Source organism: Sporosarcina aquimarina (genome assembly GCF_023715615.1).
In the GTDB taxonomy this organism is placed as follows: domain Bacteria; phylum Bacillota; class Bacilli; order Bacillales_A; family Planococcaceae; genus Sporosarcina; species Sporosarcina aquimarina_A.
The window spans coordinates 130,183-145,695 of sequence record NZ_JAMBOM010000005.1; the positions used below are offsets into that span (position 1 = coordinate 130,183).

Sequence of the window (15,513 nt, forward strand, 5' to 3'; positions counted from 1 at the left end):
TTACTACCGTTGTCAGTTTTTAATCAGACTTGAGGTTTGCGAAATCTCTACTACACCGCCTCCTGTCCTAATTGACTCGGTTGCTGCACAACCAACTGCAACACTCATTCTTCCAGCCAACGGTGATGTTAATGGTTGTTTGCCTCGAAGTACGAGTTCTACGAAATCTTGAGCGATTTTAGGATCTGCTCCTCCGTGGCTTCCTTCTTCTGGTTTCATGTCATATGTGACATCACTGTACTCATTCCATGTATTTGTCTTCCGTGTCTTCAAATATACTTTTCCATTTACTTCATCGTTTTCAATTCGACCTTTCGTTCCTATAAACGTATAATTCCGCTCATAATCTGGTGTGAAATGGCACTGTAGATACGATGCTTTCACCCCGCCCTCTAGCTCCATGATGAGCATATTGTTATCTTCAACGTCTACTTCTTTACGGAATGCACATTCTGTAAACGTATGAGGCACATACTCAGGACACGTGTCTTTCAACGAACATTCCGGACATGTCAAATCATTTGGCATATCGCCACCGAAGTAATCCAATCCACCGATTGCAGATACTTTCTTAGTGTATTTGCCTGATATCCAATGGATTACATCCAGATCATGTGAACCTTTCTGTAAAAGGAGGGATGTTGTGTTATCACTTTTTGCGTGCCAATCGTGATAATAGAAATATCCACCAAAGCCAACAAAGTGACGTACCCATACTGTTTTCAGTTCTCCAATCGCCCCTGAATCGATTAATCCTTTCATGGTTTGATACATGCTCATATAGCGCATATTAAAACCAACCATCAATTGTTTGCCCGATTTTTCCCAAGCTTCAATAATCCGGTCGCACCCTTCGACTGTTATTGCAAGCGGTTTTTCGGAGTAAACATGTTTCCCAGCTTCTAGTGCTGCAATAACATGTTCTTCATGTAAATAGTCTGGAGACAGTACCGCAATTGCATCGATATCCTCTCTAACTAGCAACTCTTTGTAATCATTTGTCATGAAAATCTGTGAACCTAATTGTTCTTGGAATTTCTGTTGACGCTTTTCATCTAAATCTGCCAATGCAACAATTTCTGACTCCCCTTCAGGCTTATGCCAATAGAGAGCTAACCCTCCTCTTAATCCTGCACCTATGACACCGATTCTCAACTTTTCCATATCTGCACCCCACTTTTAATATGTATTACTAATCGTTTGGACTTTTCCCTTTTTCGGGAAAACGTTTTCCTTAAGGATTCATCTTAACCATTTTTCTTTTTCATGTAGATTGACGAATCAATAATGTCGAAGGTAATAATGTTTTTAGTTCTAGTTGTAATTCATCTTTAATCTTATTCAATAAGGTTTTCGCTGCCACAGCTCCCATTTCATACTGGGGAATTGAAATCGTCGTTAATGCTGGTACCACATATTGCGCCATTTCATTATTGTCAATTCCAACGAATGCTATGTCTTCCGGAATTTTCAGACCCAATTCATGTGCAGCTCTCATTCCAGCAATTGCTAACAAATCACTCGCACAGAGTATTCCAGAAGGTCTATCATGTTCTGATCGATTTAATAAGCTTTTTGTTTTTGTATACGCTTGATTCATACACCATCCTGAATCAATGACATAATCCTTGTTCAATTTCAATCCGAATTCAGATAACGCTTTCCTATAACCTCGAAATCTTTTTTCACTCTTTAACTCTCCGTTTATTTCACCTCCTATAAAACCGATCTGACAATGTCCTTTTTCAACAAGGTGTTGCATTCCTTTATAGACAGCTTCTTCCCGATCATAGTCAACGGTCGAGATTGAGTGATCGCTGTAGTTGAAATCCACTCCAACTACAGGAACCAATTTCTTTAGTTCTTGAAGTATACCCTCTTCAACAGCATCGACCAGTAGAACTCCTTCCACTTCTTTCTCACGGATGATGCGATGGAAGACTGCTTCATCTTTTAAATCTGAGTGAGTCAGCAATTCTAATGTGTAGCCTTCTTTTGCAAAGGTTTCGCTAATACCTTTAAAAATTTTTGAAAAATAAGGATTATCATCTGCGAGTCCTGGACTTGCCAACCATGCTATTCTCTTTGTTCGCTTCACCCTAACTTTTGTAGCATTTACCAATTGGCGCGCATGCTCATTTGGCGTGTAACCTAACTCTTTAACCGCTAGCCATACTTTTTTCTTAATGTCTGCATTCACATTCCTGGAGGGATCATCTTTGATTACTCTTGAAACTGTCGTCACCGATACACCTACGTGTTCTGCAATATCTTTTAATCTCACCACTATATTTCCCCTTTTCATAGAAACCGCTTTCATTCAATAGTATTTGAGCTTTCAAACGATTACAAGAAGAGAAAATAACAATAAGATACCCTAGAGACATTTACACAACTCAAGACATCGTGTTGTTAGGTTGTAGGTACAAGTTAATTTAAATAAAAAACGTTCTGACTAGTCAGAACATTAATATACTCAAAATTATATAGTTCAAAATATAAGATGTCAACATGATTTTTTTGAAATTCGGAGAATAATTTTTCATATTCATTCAACATATTCCTTCTGGATTTTAACTGTCATCACTTTTATGGATACTCTGTCTTCAAACAAGATAATTGAGGTCTGCACCAATAACCTCTATCATATAAGGAATGTCAGGTCCGGATTTCATTTAAAAATGCATGGTAGGATTTGCTACACAAAAAATGAGGTGATGAAAAGCTAATGGTCAATTCACAAGCACTGGGTAATTCCCAGACGTTCGATTTAAAAAAGAATATTCCACTTCTTGCTGTATTATTGTCTGGGGCGTTCATTACTATTCTGAACCAGACGCTTCTAGCGACTGCACTCCCTCCGATTATGAAAGATCTCAATATTAGCCAAAGTACCGTTCAGTGGCTACAGTCGATTTTCATGCTCGTCAATGGAATCATGATTCCAATCACTGCTTTCCTAATTGGAAAATTTACTACACGCAAGTTGTTCCTAACTGCTATGGGCACCTTTGCCATTGGTACACTCATTGCTGCATTTTCCCCTAATTTTACCTTCTTGTTAGTTGGTCGTGTTTTACAAGGGGCCGGAGCCGGAATCATGATGCCGCTCTTGCAAACAATCATGTTTCTCATCTTCCCGGTTTCACAGCGAGGAAAAGCGATGGGAATGTTTGGTCTCGTCATTGCATTTGCACCCGCTATTGGACCAAGTTTGTCCGGCTATCTCGTTGATAACTTCCCATGGCGCAGTGTCTTCTATGTCGTCTTACCAATTGCCGCTGTCATAATTATTGCCGCGTATTTCTTACTTAAGAATATTACGGAACAAACAAATCCAAGAATGGACTACATGTCTATTGTCCTTTCCACTTTCGGATTTGGTGGACTGTTGTATGGTTTCAGTGTGGCAGGTAACTTAGGTTGGCTGAGTCCAAATGTAGTTATTTCACTAGTAGTTGGTGCGGTTACTCTCTTCTTGTTCATCAACAGACAGTTGAAACTTGAAGAACCGATCCTTGAATTCCGAGTGTTTAAATATGGTGTCTTTTCGCTAGCAACAGGACTTGGAATGATCGTGTTTGCATCGATGATTGCAACAACCGTTATTCTGCCGCTCTTCATGCAGAACTTACTTGGGTTCAACGCGTTGCATTCAGGGCTCATGCTCTTGCCCGGTGCAATTGTTATGGGTGTCATGAATCCTGTTACAGGTACGCTGTTCGATAAATACGGAGCCAAATGGCTACTGCGTACTGGTTTTGCCATTTTGACGGTCACGACGTTCTTTTTTGCGAACTTGTCGCAAGATACGACGTTTACGTATTTGGCGGTCTTGAACGCAATCCGAATGGTCGGTATCGCCATGGTCATGATGCCATCCACGACGCTCGGTTTGAATCAGCTACCGCATCACCTGATTTCCCATGGTACTGCCATGAATAACACCTTTCGTCAGATTTCAGGCGCTGTCGGAACTGCGGTACTCGTAACGATTACCATCACTACGGCTAGCGGAAGTTCGATTGAAGGTGCTATCCATGGCGTCAATGTCGCATTCTTGGTGGCGGGCTGTATTGCAGCGTTCGGACTGTTGCTATCGTTTGCTATCCGTGATCCGAAATCGAAAAAACAATCGCTGGATGCGTAATTATATGTTAAAAAATCTCCCACTTCAGTTGAAAGTGGGAGATTCTTTGATTTTATAAGAAAAGTGCCATGGACAAGCTATCGTAGTACTGCTCGCCATCATATGAGTCTTTGCAGAAAACCCCTTCCCGCTCAAATCCAAGTTTTTCATAAAGTGCGATGGCACGCTCGTTATCAGCTCGTGTGATAAGCGTAATTTTTTCTGTTTGTCCATTATTTTTTGACCAGTCAATTAGTGCATTCATCAGCACACGGCCACGTCCTTTTCCTGCGTGCGACTGGGAAATGACAATCCCAAGTGTTCCCACGTGAAGGAACCTGTGTTTCGTACTAGAATCAATCGTACCGATTCCGACAATCTCCTCCCCTTCCAACATGAGCAGCATACAGTTTCCACCGGATCCTTTCATATGTTCTATGGAGTGCGCCACTTCCTCTGCAGACTGTGGGTATTCATTCCGACCAAAAGACAGATAATCCGTCTCCCCACCGACTACATTATAAAAATTAACAATACGCGCAGCATCTGTAGGCTGTGCATTACGAATTACACTATTTACTGCGGACTGTGTTTGATCTGACATAACCATTTCCTTCTTTCTATTTTATTAAGTTACCCCTGGAACACTCTCACTTTTACGGCTTTCAATGCCACCTTATTTTAAGGGTGTTTTCATGGTGGATTGTAAACTTTCAGAAAGTCCAAGGAAATTCTCTTTTAATATCCTCACATGGACTCCACCATCTTACTAGTATACCGTAACTATCTTTTTTTGCTTTGCTTTTCAAGAGTGATTCACCTCGACACAAAACGTTCAGCAATCACATGTCCGTTCGGTGGTAGACTGAAAAGTAAGGAGTGGATCATTGTGCATGAACAGAGCGAAGAACTTTTCACGAAAGCTACCGATTTCATCGAAAGGTGTTATGGGGAATTAGGACTTCCTACGGATCAGCAACAAAAGCGACTGCAAGACATTAAAAACGAAATTAAGGTAAGCGGCACCTACACACACACCCCTTCAGAACTGACACATGGGGCGAAAATGGCATGGCGCAACAGTAACCGTTGCATCGGTCGGCTGCTCTGGGAAACACTTGAAGTGTTCGATAGACGAGACCTAACATCATCGGATGAAGCATTTGATGCACTACTGGACCATATACGCTTCGCAACGAATGATGGTGATATCCGATCGACTATTACCGTCTTCCCGCCACGTAAACAAGGGCGAGATCCGCTTCGAATCTGGAATCACCAGCTGATTCGGTATGCAGGTTATGAAATCGACGGGAACGTTGTGGGGGATTCCGCGAATCGTGCCATGACAAAAACGTGCGAGTCTCTCGGTTGGCAAGGAGCTCTCACTTCGTATGATATCCTACCACTCATTATCCAAGAAGACGGACACTCTCCGAAATTGTACAAGTTACCGGATGGCTTAGTAAAAGAAGTTCCAATCAGCCACCCGGAAATCCCGGGCGTCGAGACGCTTGGCATCAAATGGCATGCAGTACCAATTATTTCTGACATGAGGCTTGAAATTGGAGGCATTGACTATCCAATGGCGCCTTTCAACGGCTGGTACATGGGAACTGAAATCGGCGCGCGAAATCTTGCGGACGAAGACCGGTACAACCTACTACCAGAGATAGCGAAACAGATGGGACTTGCCACAAACTCGAATCGCTCACTCTGGATTGACAAAGCACTTGTGGAACTGAACATCGCCGTCCTGCATTCTTTTCATCAGTCTGGCGTTACACTCATCGACCATCACACAGCAGCCAAACAATTTAAAGCGTTTGAGAAAAAAGAGAAGAGTGCAGGACGCCCTGTCACCGGTAACTGGACTTGGCTCATTCCTCCGGTCTCTCCTGCTACGACGCATATTTTCCATAAGCCGTACCGAAATGATATCGTGACACCGAACTTCTTTCATCAGATAAGTCCACTGGACGAAGAATAGAGACTCCGTTTTTCAGCACCTGTGCACCATTCGTTTGTGCACAGGTGTTTTATCATCACATATCCACTTCACCTAAATCTTTCGTAACGGATCCCCATTCCCCTAAATCGGTACGCCCAACTCCATTGCTTCTCTATTAAAAAATACTAAGCCGCCGAATGAGTCGGCTGCTTAGTATAATAAGTACACAATTTCTTATATTACCCTTTTAACTCGATTGCCTGGTCTAACACTTTGTCACCTTTCATCATTCCGTATGCTAACTGATTGATGATGTCTACCTTTATACCTTGAGGTTCCAATTGTTGTTTTATTTTCTTTTCTAGGTATCTTACTTGTGGACCAATCAGGACTACATCCAGGTTTTCCAAGTTATTTTTCAATTGAGATTCAGCAACTGCACTGATCTCTACATCTAAGTTCCTTGCTTCTGCTGAATCTCTCATCTTCTTCACTAACATAGAAGTCGACATTCCCGCAGAACAAACTAGAATGATTTTCATCTTTTCCCCTCCTCAATCCTCTGCATCCGTTCGTACATCTCGATCATCTCATTCGCCAACTCTTTAACCGTCATCGCTGTCATCAGATGATCTTGAGCATGCACTAATATGACTGTCACGGGATTTTCAACACCGTTTGCTTCAGCTTGCAAGAGCTTCGTTTGGTGATGATGAGCTTCCGTGAATTCTTTATCTGCTTCTTCAATCTTTTTTCGAGCCTCTTCAAATTCATAGGATTTCGCATGGGCAATGGCTTCCATTGCACTGGATCTAGCATTCCCTGCGTGTAAAATAATTGTAAAAGATAGCATTTGAATTTCTTCTATCGTGTGCATTCCTATTCTCTCCCTATTTGCTGTTTTAGCGCCCTTACCCCTACCATAACAAACGGGATGTACATGATTGTCGCAATTGCGAAGTTAAATAATTGCAATACAATCCCTCGCCAGCTTCCCCCCGTCACTAAGTAACCACTTAAAATAGGTGGAGTAGTCCACGGAATAATTGCCACTGTCTTTGGTACTAATCCTGTAGCTAAAGCAAAATATGACGTAATCGTTAAAGTAACCGGAACCAGAATGAATGGAATTAGCATAGCCGGATTCAATACGATAGGTAATCCAAAGATGACGGGTTCGTTAATATTGAACAATGATGCAGGTGCAGAAAGTTTACCAACCTCTCGATAAGGATGATTTTTCTCTCTTCGGATGACGATGAAAATGGCAGCGATTAAAGCAATCGTCGTTCCTGATCCTCCCATGAAAACAAAGGAGTCTAGGAACGGTTTTGTAACCGTGTAAGGAACATCATATGCAGAGACACCACTGCTAAATAACTCTAAGTTTTTCTGTATTAACGGAAGATACAATGGTTCCATAACCGACCCAATGATATTGGTACCATGTAGTCCAAAGAACCAAAGTAAATGATTTAAAAATGCGATTAAAATAGCTGCTGGTAACGTATTACCAAGACCTTGCAAGGGTTCTTGAATTACTTGGAAAATCACTTCGAATATACTAATTTCGGCAAATACACTCATAAGAGCTTGGAAACAACCTACCAGTATTAGAATAATTGTAGCAGGGATTAATGCTTTAAAAGAACGTGCAACCCCTTCGGGAACACCTTCGGGCATTTTGATCGTCCATCTTGAGTTCACTAAAACCCGGAATAATTCTGTCAACACAAGGGCAAGGACGATGGCTACAAATAATCCTTGAGAACCCAACCAAGCAAAGTTCAATCCCCAATCTTCAGTTACAGGAACAAGCATGATATAAGATGCTGCGGAGATTAGTCCTGCAGACAAACCATCTACTTCGTAAGACTTTGCTAAACTATAGGCGATTGAAAAAGCTACTAACAAACCTAAGACTGCAAAGGTCCCATTCCAGATACTGCCCCCAACTGCTTGCCAGTTCCCTTCTCCTAATATACCATTCATCCATTCAACAAAACTGAAAGAACCTAACGGTGGAAAGTTATTTAGTAAGATTGCAAAGGAACCAATAATAATAAGTGGCATAATCGCAACAAATCCATCACGGATAGCTACGAGATGGCGCTGTGCTCCAATACGTCCAGCGATTTCAATGAACTTTTCCATGAATCTGCCTTTCATTCCAATTCCCCCTTGAATTGTGGTAAATACTCTTTATGTGCTACTAATAACTCATCAAGAACCGTCTTACTTCCCTTCTCATCACGTATAAGTGGGTTCATGAGCATGGCAACATAGGCATCATGATAATCACCAGAGATTCCCGCTTGGATAACCAGTTCTTCGAAGGCTTTCATCTCGCAAACGATCCCCTTAATAACATAAGGTAGTGGACCAACTGAAACTGGCTCTGGCCCATTTTCAGTGATTACGCTGTTCACTTCAATTACAGCATCATTCGGCAAATCCGGAATCGCCCCATTATTAAAGGTATTCACCGTTTGAATGTCCTTTCGATTATTATAAATGGAATCCATTAAACTACATGCGACATCACTATAAAAAGCGCCCCCACGCTCTTCAAGTTCTTTCGGTTTGTCTACTAATTCTGGATTCCTATAGAGTTCAAATAGCGATTTCTCCAACTCTTGAACTTTTTCAGCACGTGTACCATGTTCGTTGAATGCTTGAATATCCTTCTTGAGGACATCTTTTGTCTGGAAATAATACTGATGATACGGATTAGGCAACAGCTTTGTCGCGTCAATGAACGTACTAGACCATCCTAGATCCACTATATTAGCTGGAGAATAATCCAAGCCCTGTTTTAGTTTGTTCAATACATCTTCTGTCCGATCAATCCCATTGACTGTGACCTTTCTTCCAAATACAAAATGATTCATGCCGATGAATTCAATTTCCACATTACTTGGTGATACATCCAAAATCTCAGCGCTGGAATGTCGCATGTTAAATGGAATATTACATACCCCAATTACTTTCTTATGGGCTGAATACTTTAACAGCGCTTCAGTAATCATTCCTGCAGGATTCGTAAAGTTGATCATCCATGCGTTGGGACAGATTTGATGGATATCTTCCGCCATTTCCATCATGACGGGAATCGTCCTAAATGCTTTAAAGATTCCTCCTGCTCCATTCGTTTCCTGGCCAATGAATCCATGACTTAAAGGGATCCGCTCATCTTTCGCTCTTGCTTCTAAACCGCCAACACGTATTTGTGTAGACACAAAATCTGCTCCAACAAGGGCTTCTTTTCTATTCAATGTCCAAGATACGTTTATGGGCCTACCAGATTTCAAAATCATTCTCTTTGAAAGCTCACCAACAATCCGTAATTTCTCCTTCCCCTCTTCAATATCTACTAATACAATGTCTGTTACGGGAAAAGAATCGTGACGCCGAATGATTCCCTCGATGATTTCAGGAGTATAGCTCGATCCTCCACCGATGATAACGATTTTTAAGTTCATGTGAATAACTCCTTTACAGCAAATATGAAAGCGGTTGCAAAATACGATTAAAGATAAAATCACTAGATGTTAAAATCTTCACATATACTACGGTAGATATATATAAAGACACTTTTCAACAAGATACTCTAAATTGTTACTACTTTCTGTTACTTCAAAGTAAATGTATCATACATTTAAAAAGTTGTATATAACAATATTTCATATTATTCAAATGTAGTAACATATATTCCAAATTTGTTATTGTATCTTTATTCTTGTACACTTTAGACATCACCAATGAAGGAGCATTGCAATGGAAAAAAACCAAGCACTTCATGCGTACATTAAAGAAGACTTACTGAATCGTATAAAGTCTGGCACTTATCAAGTGGGCGACAGAATTCCTACAGAATTGGAATTATGTAAGGATTTCGATGTCAGCAGAACAACAGTAAGAACAGCACTTAAACAACTCACGATTGAGGGATATCTGGTCCGCAAACAAGGAAACGGGACTTTCGTTGCGGAACATAAAGTAAAACAAACCCTTTCCCATACAGTGAAACGATATAGTGATCAAATCGCAGTCCAAGGAAAAAAAGCAGAGATCTCACTCGTCAGTATTCAAGTAATCCCAGCGACTGATCTGCTAAGCAAAGTTCTCCACGTCTCTATTAATGACCCTATTCAATGTATTGAGCGGGTTAGAAAAGCGAATGGGGAGCCTACACAATTTGAAATTGCTTATATTCCGTGGAAATTAGCTCCTGGCATTACGAAAGAACACGCAGAGTCCTCTTTATATGAAACACTCAAAACAAACTATCATTTACAGATTGCTAAGACAACAGAGCATGTTGAAATTGCATTTCCCGACGATCGAGTGGCTCACATTTTAAAGTATAAGGAAGGCTTGCCATGCTTCTATATTGAAACAGTGGCCGAGGATGTAGATGGAAATGTATTTGAATACTCACGCTCGTATTTTAGAGGCGACAAAACGAATTTCGTCATTAGTCGTAATTACTTAGAGGAAGAGTGATTATTAAATAGTTGGAGGGATTGCGGTGAAAGTACTATTTAACGCAGATGATTTCGGATTAACAAAAGGTGTAACAGATGGGATACTTCACTCTCATACACATGGTGTGGTTCAGTCCACAACGTTAATGATGAATGGACTTGCTACGGAATATGCCGTTGAAAAAGCAAAAATGTTCCCTTCCTTACATATAGGCATCCATCTCGTACTTACCTATGGAAAACCCTTAAGTGAACACGTGCCAACACTTGTCAATGAACAAGGTGTCTTCCGTTATACGAATGCTTTTCTACAAATGGAGCCACCCAATATTGGTGAGGTAGAGAAAGAATGGCGCGCTCAGCTAGATGCATTTCTCGCTACAGGTTTACCGCTTCACCATATTGACAGTCACCACCACGTTCATGGCTGGGATGTTTTTAAAGAACTCATCGTAAAGCTATCGAACGAGTACCAAGTCCCCGTCCGTTATACGGATTCCATAAAAAACTATCCTGATATCCTGTTAACGGATTCTCTATGGTTGGAGTTTTACGAAGATGGAGCCAATGAAGATCTTTTTTCTCGCCTAAAAAAACTTGAAAGTAATTCTGTTGAAATAATGACCCATCCTGCCATCGTTGACCTAGATTTAAGATCCGTTAGCTCTTATCAAGACAAAAGAGAAGATGAACTCCACATATTGTGCAATATGGAAATTCCCGAATGGGTAGAAATGATGAAGTAGGATAGAAACCTTTTTGGTGAATCATACGTTGATACTTATTTCGATCCTCCAATACGTAGCACACACTCTCTTTTTCCTAACAAATAATAGGATTGTCACGTATTATTGTTGGAAAAAATAAAAGATCCACGTTCCGCATTGGAGTTTTAAATGCGGAACGTGGATCTTATTTTGTACATCTATGGGGATTTTCATAATTGTTGGGGCCCTCTCAATTGTTATACCAATATACTTGAGTTAGAATCCCCTTTGCATGGTTTGCTGAAACAAAAATTTAAGTGCTCGTTATGCAGGAAAACACTGTTTAATTCTCCTGTCCACCCAACTCCTCTACGTTCTCGGCTTCGAATTCATCGAGCAACGTCCGCACTTCTTCTGTCGTCTCCGTATACATCAATTGATTTCTCAATTCACCTGCTCCTCGAATTCCTTTTACATAAATCTTAAAGAAACGACGAAGTGGTTTGAATGGAAGCTCTTCAATTTCTTTCGAGTATTTATCATGGAGATCTAGCTGAAGCCTTAAGAGGTCCATTAACTCTTTACTGCTGTGCTCTCTTGGCTCTTTTTCAAAGGCGAATGGATTTTTAAAGATGCCTCGTCCAATCATTACGCCATCCACACCGTATTTCTCGACGAGTTCTAAGCCCATTTGACGATCTAGAATATCCCCATTAATGGTTAACAATGTGTCTGGAGCAATTTCATCACGCAGTTTCTTGATCTCAGGGATTAGTTCCCAATGCGCTTCGAAATTACTCATTTCCTTTCGAGTACGCAAATGTATCGATAAATTAGCAATGTCTTGTTTCAAAACATGTGTTAGCCAGCCACGCCATTCGTCTACATCCGTATAGCCCAGTCTCGTCTTTACACTAACAGGCAATCCTCCTGCTTTTGCAGCTTGGATAATATCCGCTGCGTTATCAGGATAATTGATGAGCCCACTACCTCTTCCTTTCGAAGCTACGTTAGGAACGGGACAGCCCATGTTAATATCAACACCCTTAAAACCTAGTTCCGCCATTCCGATACTCATATCTCTAAAGTGTTCAGGCTTGTTCCCCCAAATGTGGGCTACCATTGGCTGTTCGTCTTCTGTGAACGTCAAACGCCCACGTACACTAAAGATCCCTTCTGGATGACAATAACTTTCCGTATTCGTAAACTCAGTGAAAAACACATCAGGTCTTGCAGCTTCTGCCACAACATGACGAAATACAACATTCGTGACATCTTCCATTGGTGCTAATATAAAAAACGGTCGTGGTAACTCACGCCAGAAATTCTCTTTCATGTTGAAATTTCAATCCTCTCATTATGGGATGCCAGGTCAGCCCTTCATGTAAAAAGCTCAGTGTCGAAATACTGGAAATCAAAATAGACTTTTTGGTCCTGCCTATCCTTCGATTTTTTCTCACCGTTAACTATTTTACATGACTAACGTGTATGTGGGAAGAGACGGGTTTTGATAAGGTCATATTCATGAACTTAACCTTTAAAATACATGAGATCCTTGGATGCAAATAGATAACTCTTAGGTGGAGCTGGCGAGTACAATGGGTTCAATTCCTTTTTTTCAGCAATGTATTGTCATGTACCTACATACGAAGCTTTCATGGCTAGTTGTTGTTTGTACCTCACTACTTCCTTTACGCAAAAAGCCCTCCTGTACATTCCATTATGGTTGGAATTTGAGGTGGGCAATTATTGTGAAGGAATCTTTGAAGTTTTCATAGTAAATCCTATCGATTTTACAGAGTTGCCAAAACTAAAATAGGAGGAACGACAAGCAATCTTCATAACTTCAAGTCACTAGCATGTGTGACTTGGTTGCGACCACCATTTTTGGACGCATAGAGTGCGTTATCTGCTTTGGATTGTAAAGAACTTTCTGTATCTCCTGGTACAAAAGTAGCTGCCCCTACACTAATCGTGATGGCTGATTTTCCCCAATCTGCCTGTTCAACATGCCAACGGATTCTTTCAGCGATTTTCAGAGCTTCGAATTTATCGGTATTTGGCAAAATTAGTGCGAATTCTTCGCCTCCATACCGGGCAGCAACATCTTCTTTTCTAGATTCCTCTTCGAGTAACCGTCCCATCTCCTGTAATACTCTATCGCCCGTCATATGACCAAAAGTATCGTTAATGTCCTTGAAATAATCGATATCCATAAGTAGCAGGGAGACTGGCTGAGATCCTCCAGCATGTAAATTGATAGTGGATGTCAGACTTTCTTGCAAGCAACGTCTGTTCTTGAGTCCGGTTAACCCGTCGGTTTCGGCTAATTTCCGAAGCTTCTCATTCAACTCCAACAGTTCATTTTGCTTGCACTCTAATTCGTTACGTAACAGGTCCAACTCTTCTATTTGCTTCTTTTTCATCCTGTTTCGCTGATCGGTCTCTCTTTTAGCGGTTAACAATGCCTGCTCATACTCATATCTCTCTTTCATAGGAAAACAGACACAATCGTTAAAAAACTTTCCTTCACGCTCATTTCGGGAGGCATTGAGTAATATAGGAATTTCCTGTCCGGACTTTGCCTTTAACGCAATATACATTGCCTCCACTTTTTCCTGAAGACGGATCATCGGGAAAAAGTAGAGTTGGTAAAAAGTTTTACTCGCACGAGTCAAAATCAGGTTGATGTGCTGCCCCTGTACCTCTTGAAGTTCGTAATCGAGTAAACTGATCAGCGTCTTATTAATTTCTAGTATCGTGCTATCATCATTAAGTGAAATGTAACCGCATGGCGCATAGTCCAGACGTTCATCCATTTAAACTATCCTGATCAGCGACGGATTTCAAATAATCGCTAATCAAACGGATGGTCTCTTCAGGATGGCTCAAATGTGGACAATGTCCCGTCGCTTCCATTAAGGCGTATGCACTTTCTGTTAGGACGCTGTGCATATATTTCCCGACTTCTATCGGAGCAATTGCATCATCAGAGCACTGGAGAATGAGTGATGGCACCGTAACATTCTGTAAATCATTCCGGTGGTCTGAGAAAAAGGTTGCTGTTGCAAATTCGCGGGCGACGGTTGGATCCGTAGAGCAAAAGCTCTCCTCCAACTCTTGATAAAGTTCTGGACGCTCAGGATTTTTCATAATGACCTGAGAGAGATAATTTGCCCAACCAATATAATTCATCTCCATCATCCCAATCAATCCCTCAAGATCTTCTTTTTCAAACCCTCCTTTATAATGAGGAGGGTCATTCAAGAAACAAGGAGAAGGGCCGAGCATTACAAGGCGCTCAAATCGTGAGGGATCTTGAATAGAGGCCAGGATGCCGATAATACTGCCGACCGAGTGCCCCACAAATATTGCATCTTTTATATCCAAAGCATCGCATATATCCAGTACATCTTGTGCATATCCATGAAGGTCTTGATACTTAGTCGAACTGTAAGCATTGTAATCTGACTTTCCAGATCCGACATAGTCAAACAAAATGACACGGAAGTTTTCTTCGAACGCCGGCGCCACCAACCTCCACATATTCTGATCGCACCCAAAGCCATGCGCAAAGATCATTGCCTTTGTGCCTTTTCCTGTAACGTTCACGTTATTGCGAATAAGGGTATTTTGATTCATAAAAAAGCCTCCATTACTTATTTTCTAATAGCAGTTTAGTCTTTAGAATAATATTTTGGACAATCACGAATAGGGCAATGTTACTAATTCTAGTATAGAATAAAATGTCTCTTCTTTCAATATCCGCGAAATTCAATTGTGACAATTTCTTACACTAACAAAAAAGCATCTATCCTCAGTATAAGAATAGATGCTTACAATATGATCTACGTGCGTGTGTACGAAGCTTTTACGTTTGTTTAAAGTTTTGTAACTGTTTATTACACACCATTGACAATACTCATTTCCTTTTATTAAGCAGATGAAACAATACATCGGCTATTACGTGTTTCAATAAGCAACACAAATCTGACACTTCCGTATATCCAAGACGCATCTTCAAACTGATGGAAAGTCTCCTTGCATTAGTTACTTGTACAATCACTTCTGTACTATCAGGTTACGTATCATAACATCTCCACCCCCTTCTTCACCCAGGACCCCCAAATTAATGTCCACACCAATAGAACTTAAGTTCACTTTCCCGTTTACAAAAAATTATTAAGACTACCAGCATATGAAAATTTCATGAGCATTGAAACACTCCACTTTTTTCAC

At 40.8% G+C, this 15,513-nt stretch carries 14 protein-coding genes; 4 read left to right on the forward strand and 10 right to left on the reverse strand.

Annotation, left to right across the window (positions count from 1 at the left end):
* Positions 1–12: 12 nt before the first annotated feature.
* Positions 13–1,164: a Gfo/Idh/MocA family protein gene (locus M3197_RS13170; RefSeq protein ID WP_251662044.1), complete on the reverse strand. Its 1,152-nt coding sequence runs from the start codon at positions 1,162–1,164 to the stop codon at positions 13–15.
* A 100-nt stretch (positions 1,165–1,264) separates the two neighbouring features.
* Entirely contained in the window at positions 1,265–2,287 is a 1,023-nt protein-coding gene (locus M3197_RS13175) for a LacI family DNA-binding transcriptional regulator (protein WP_251662045.1), read from the reverse strand.
* 441 nt (positions 2,288–2,728) lie between these two features.
* On the opposite strand from M3197_RS13175, the gene M3197_RS13180 reads away from it, so the two are divergent.
* Complete coding sequence (locus tag M3197_RS13180) at positions 2,729–4,150, forward strand: MDR family MFS transporter (protein ID WP_251662046.1); 1,422 nt, start codon at positions 2,729–2,731, stop codon at positions 4,148–4,150.
* A 52-nt stretch (positions 4,151–4,202) separates the two neighbouring features.
* On the opposite strand, the gene M3197_RS13185 is transcribed toward M3197_RS13180, so the two are convergent.
* Positions 4,203–4,733, reverse strand: a complete 531-nt coding sequence (locus tag M3197_RS13185; protein WP_251662047.1) for a GNAT family N-acetyltransferase — start codon at positions 4,731–4,733, stop codon at positions 4,203–4,205.
* 279 nt (positions 4,734–5,012) lie between these two features.
* On the opposite strand from M3197_RS13185, the gene M3197_RS13190 reads away from it, so the two are divergent.
* A complete protein-coding gene (locus M3197_RS13190; RefSeq protein WP_432814003.1) occupies positions 5,013–6,119 on the forward strand; it encodes a nitric oxide synthase oxygenase in 1,107 nt (368 codons plus the stop codon).
* 200 nt (positions 6,120–6,319) lie between these two features.
* Here the strand turns inward: M3197_RS13190 and M3197_RS13195 are convergent, their stop codons facing one another.
* From M3197_RS13195 to M3197_RS13210, 4 genes are read right to left on the reverse strand one after another with little or no spacing between them, the layout of a single operon-like run.
* On the reverse strand, positions 6,320–6,622 hold the full coding sequence (locus M3197_RS13195; protein WP_025782815.1) for a PTS sugar transporter subunit IIB: 303 nt from the start codon (positions 6,620–6,622) through the stop codon (positions 6,320–6,322).
* On the reverse strand, positions 6,619–6,957 hold the full coding sequence (locus M3197_RS13200) for a PTS lactose/cellobiose transporter subunit IIA (RefSeq protein WP_251662049.1): 339 nt from the start codon (positions 6,955–6,957) through the stop codon (positions 6,619–6,621). Before M3197_RS13200 ends, M3197_RS13195 begins: the two co-directional genes overlap by 4 nt.
* A gap of 2 nt (positions 6,958–6,959) precedes the next feature.
* Positions 6,960–8,249, reverse strand: coding sequence for a PTS sugar transporter subunit IIC (locus M3197_RS13205; RefSeq protein ID WP_251662050.1), 1,290 nt, complete (start codon positions 8,247–8,249; stop codon positions 6,960–6,962).
* Positions 8,246–9,562, reverse strand: coding sequence for a 6-phospho-beta-glucosidase (locus M3197_RS13210; protein ID WP_251662051.1), 1,317 nt, complete (start codon positions 9,560–9,562; stop codon positions 8,246–8,248). The genes M3197_RS13205 and M3197_RS13210 overlap by 4 nt, the downstream gene beginning before the upstream one ends.
* Before the next feature lie 295 nt (positions 9,563–9,857).
* Between M3197_RS13210 and M3197_RS13215 the strand changes: the two genes are divergently transcribed.
* The gene (locus tag M3197_RS13215; protein ID WP_251662052.1) at positions 9,858–10,586 is read left to right on the forward strand and encodes a GntR family transcriptional regulator; all 729 of its coding nucleotides are present in this window, start codon (positions 9,858–9,860) and stop codon (positions 10,584–10,586) included.
* A 25-nt stretch (positions 10,587–10,611) separates the two neighbouring features.
* Positions 10,612–11,313: a chitin disaccharide deacetylase gene (chbG, locus tag M3197_RS13220; protein WP_251662053.1), complete on the forward strand. Its 702-nt coding sequence runs from the start codon at positions 10,612–10,614 to the stop codon at positions 11,311–11,313.
* 304 nt (positions 11,314–11,617) lie between these two features.
* Here the strand turns inward: chbG and M3197_RS13225 are convergent, their stop codons facing one another.
* The 3 genes from M3197_RS13225 to M3197_RS13235 all read right to left on the reverse strand — a co-directional run bounded on the left by M3197_RS13225 (position 11,618) and on the right by M3197_RS13235 (position 14,916).
* Positions 11,618–12,610 (reverse strand): tRNA dihydrouridine synthase, encoded by a 993-nt coding sequence (locus tag M3197_RS13225; protein WP_251662054.1) that lies wholly within the window; start codon positions 12,608–12,610, stop codon positions 11,618–11,620.
* A 502-nt stretch (positions 12,611–13,112) separates the two neighbouring features.
* Positions 13,113–14,093 (reverse strand): sensor domain-containing diguanylate cyclase, encoded by a 981-nt coding sequence (locus M3197_RS13230; RefSeq protein ID WP_251662055.1) that lies wholly within the window; start codon positions 14,091–14,093, stop codon positions 13,113–13,115.
* On the reverse strand, positions 14,086–14,916 hold the full coding sequence (locus tag M3197_RS13235) for an alpha/beta fold hydrolase (protein ID WP_251662056.1): 831 nt from the start codon (positions 14,914–14,916) through the stop codon (positions 14,086–14,088). The genes M3197_RS13230 and M3197_RS13235 overlap by 8 nt, the downstream gene beginning before the upstream one ends.
* Between the last annotated feature and the right edge of the window lie 597 nt (positions 14,917–15,513).

Bases quoted from the DNA above. Each gene is read 5' to 3' on its own strand.
- M3197_RS13170 (WP_251662044.1), bottom strand. From the start codon at position 1,164: ATGGAAAAGTTGAGAATCGGTGTCATAGGTGCAGGATTAAGAGGAGGG.
- M3197_RS13180 (WP_251662046.1), top strand. From the start codon at position 2,729: ATGGTCAATTCACAAGCACTGGGTAATTCCCAGACGTTCGATTTAAAA.
- M3197_RS13185 (WP_251662047.1), bottom strand. From the start codon at position 4,733: ATGTCAGATCAAACACAGTCCGCAGTAAATAGTGTAATTCGTAATGCA.
- M3197_RS13195 (WP_025782815.1), bottom strand. From the start codon at position 6,622: ATGAAAATCATTCTAGTTTGTTCTGCGGGAATGTCGACTTCTATGTTA.
- M3197_RS13200 (WP_251662049.1), bottom strand. From the start codon at position 6,957: ATGCACACGATAGAAGAAATTCAAATGCTATCTTTTACAATTATTTTA.
- M3197_RS13205 (WP_251662050.1), bottom strand. From the start codon at position 8,249: ATGAAAGGCAGATTCATGGAAAAGTTCATTGAAATCGCTGGACGTATT.
- M3197_RS13210 (WP_251662051.1), bottom strand. From the start codon at position 9,562: ATGAACTTAAAAATCGTTATCATCGGTGGAGGATCGAGCTATACTCCT.
- M3197_RS13215 (WP_251662052.1), top strand. From the start codon at position 9,858: ATGGAAAAAAACCAAGCACTTCATGCGTACATTAAAGAAGACTTACTG.
- M3197_RS13225 (WP_251662054.1), bottom strand. From the start codon at position 12,610: ATGAAAGAGAATTTCTGGCGTGAGTTACCACGACCGTTTTTTATATTA.
- M3197_RS13230 (WP_251662055.1), bottom strand. From the start codon at position 14,093: ATGGATGAACGTCTGGACTATGCGCCATGCGGTTACATTTCACTTAAT.
- M3197_RS13235 (WP_251662056.1), bottom strand. From the start codon at position 14,916: ATGAATCAAAATACCCTTATTCGCAATAACGTGAACGTTACAGGAAAA.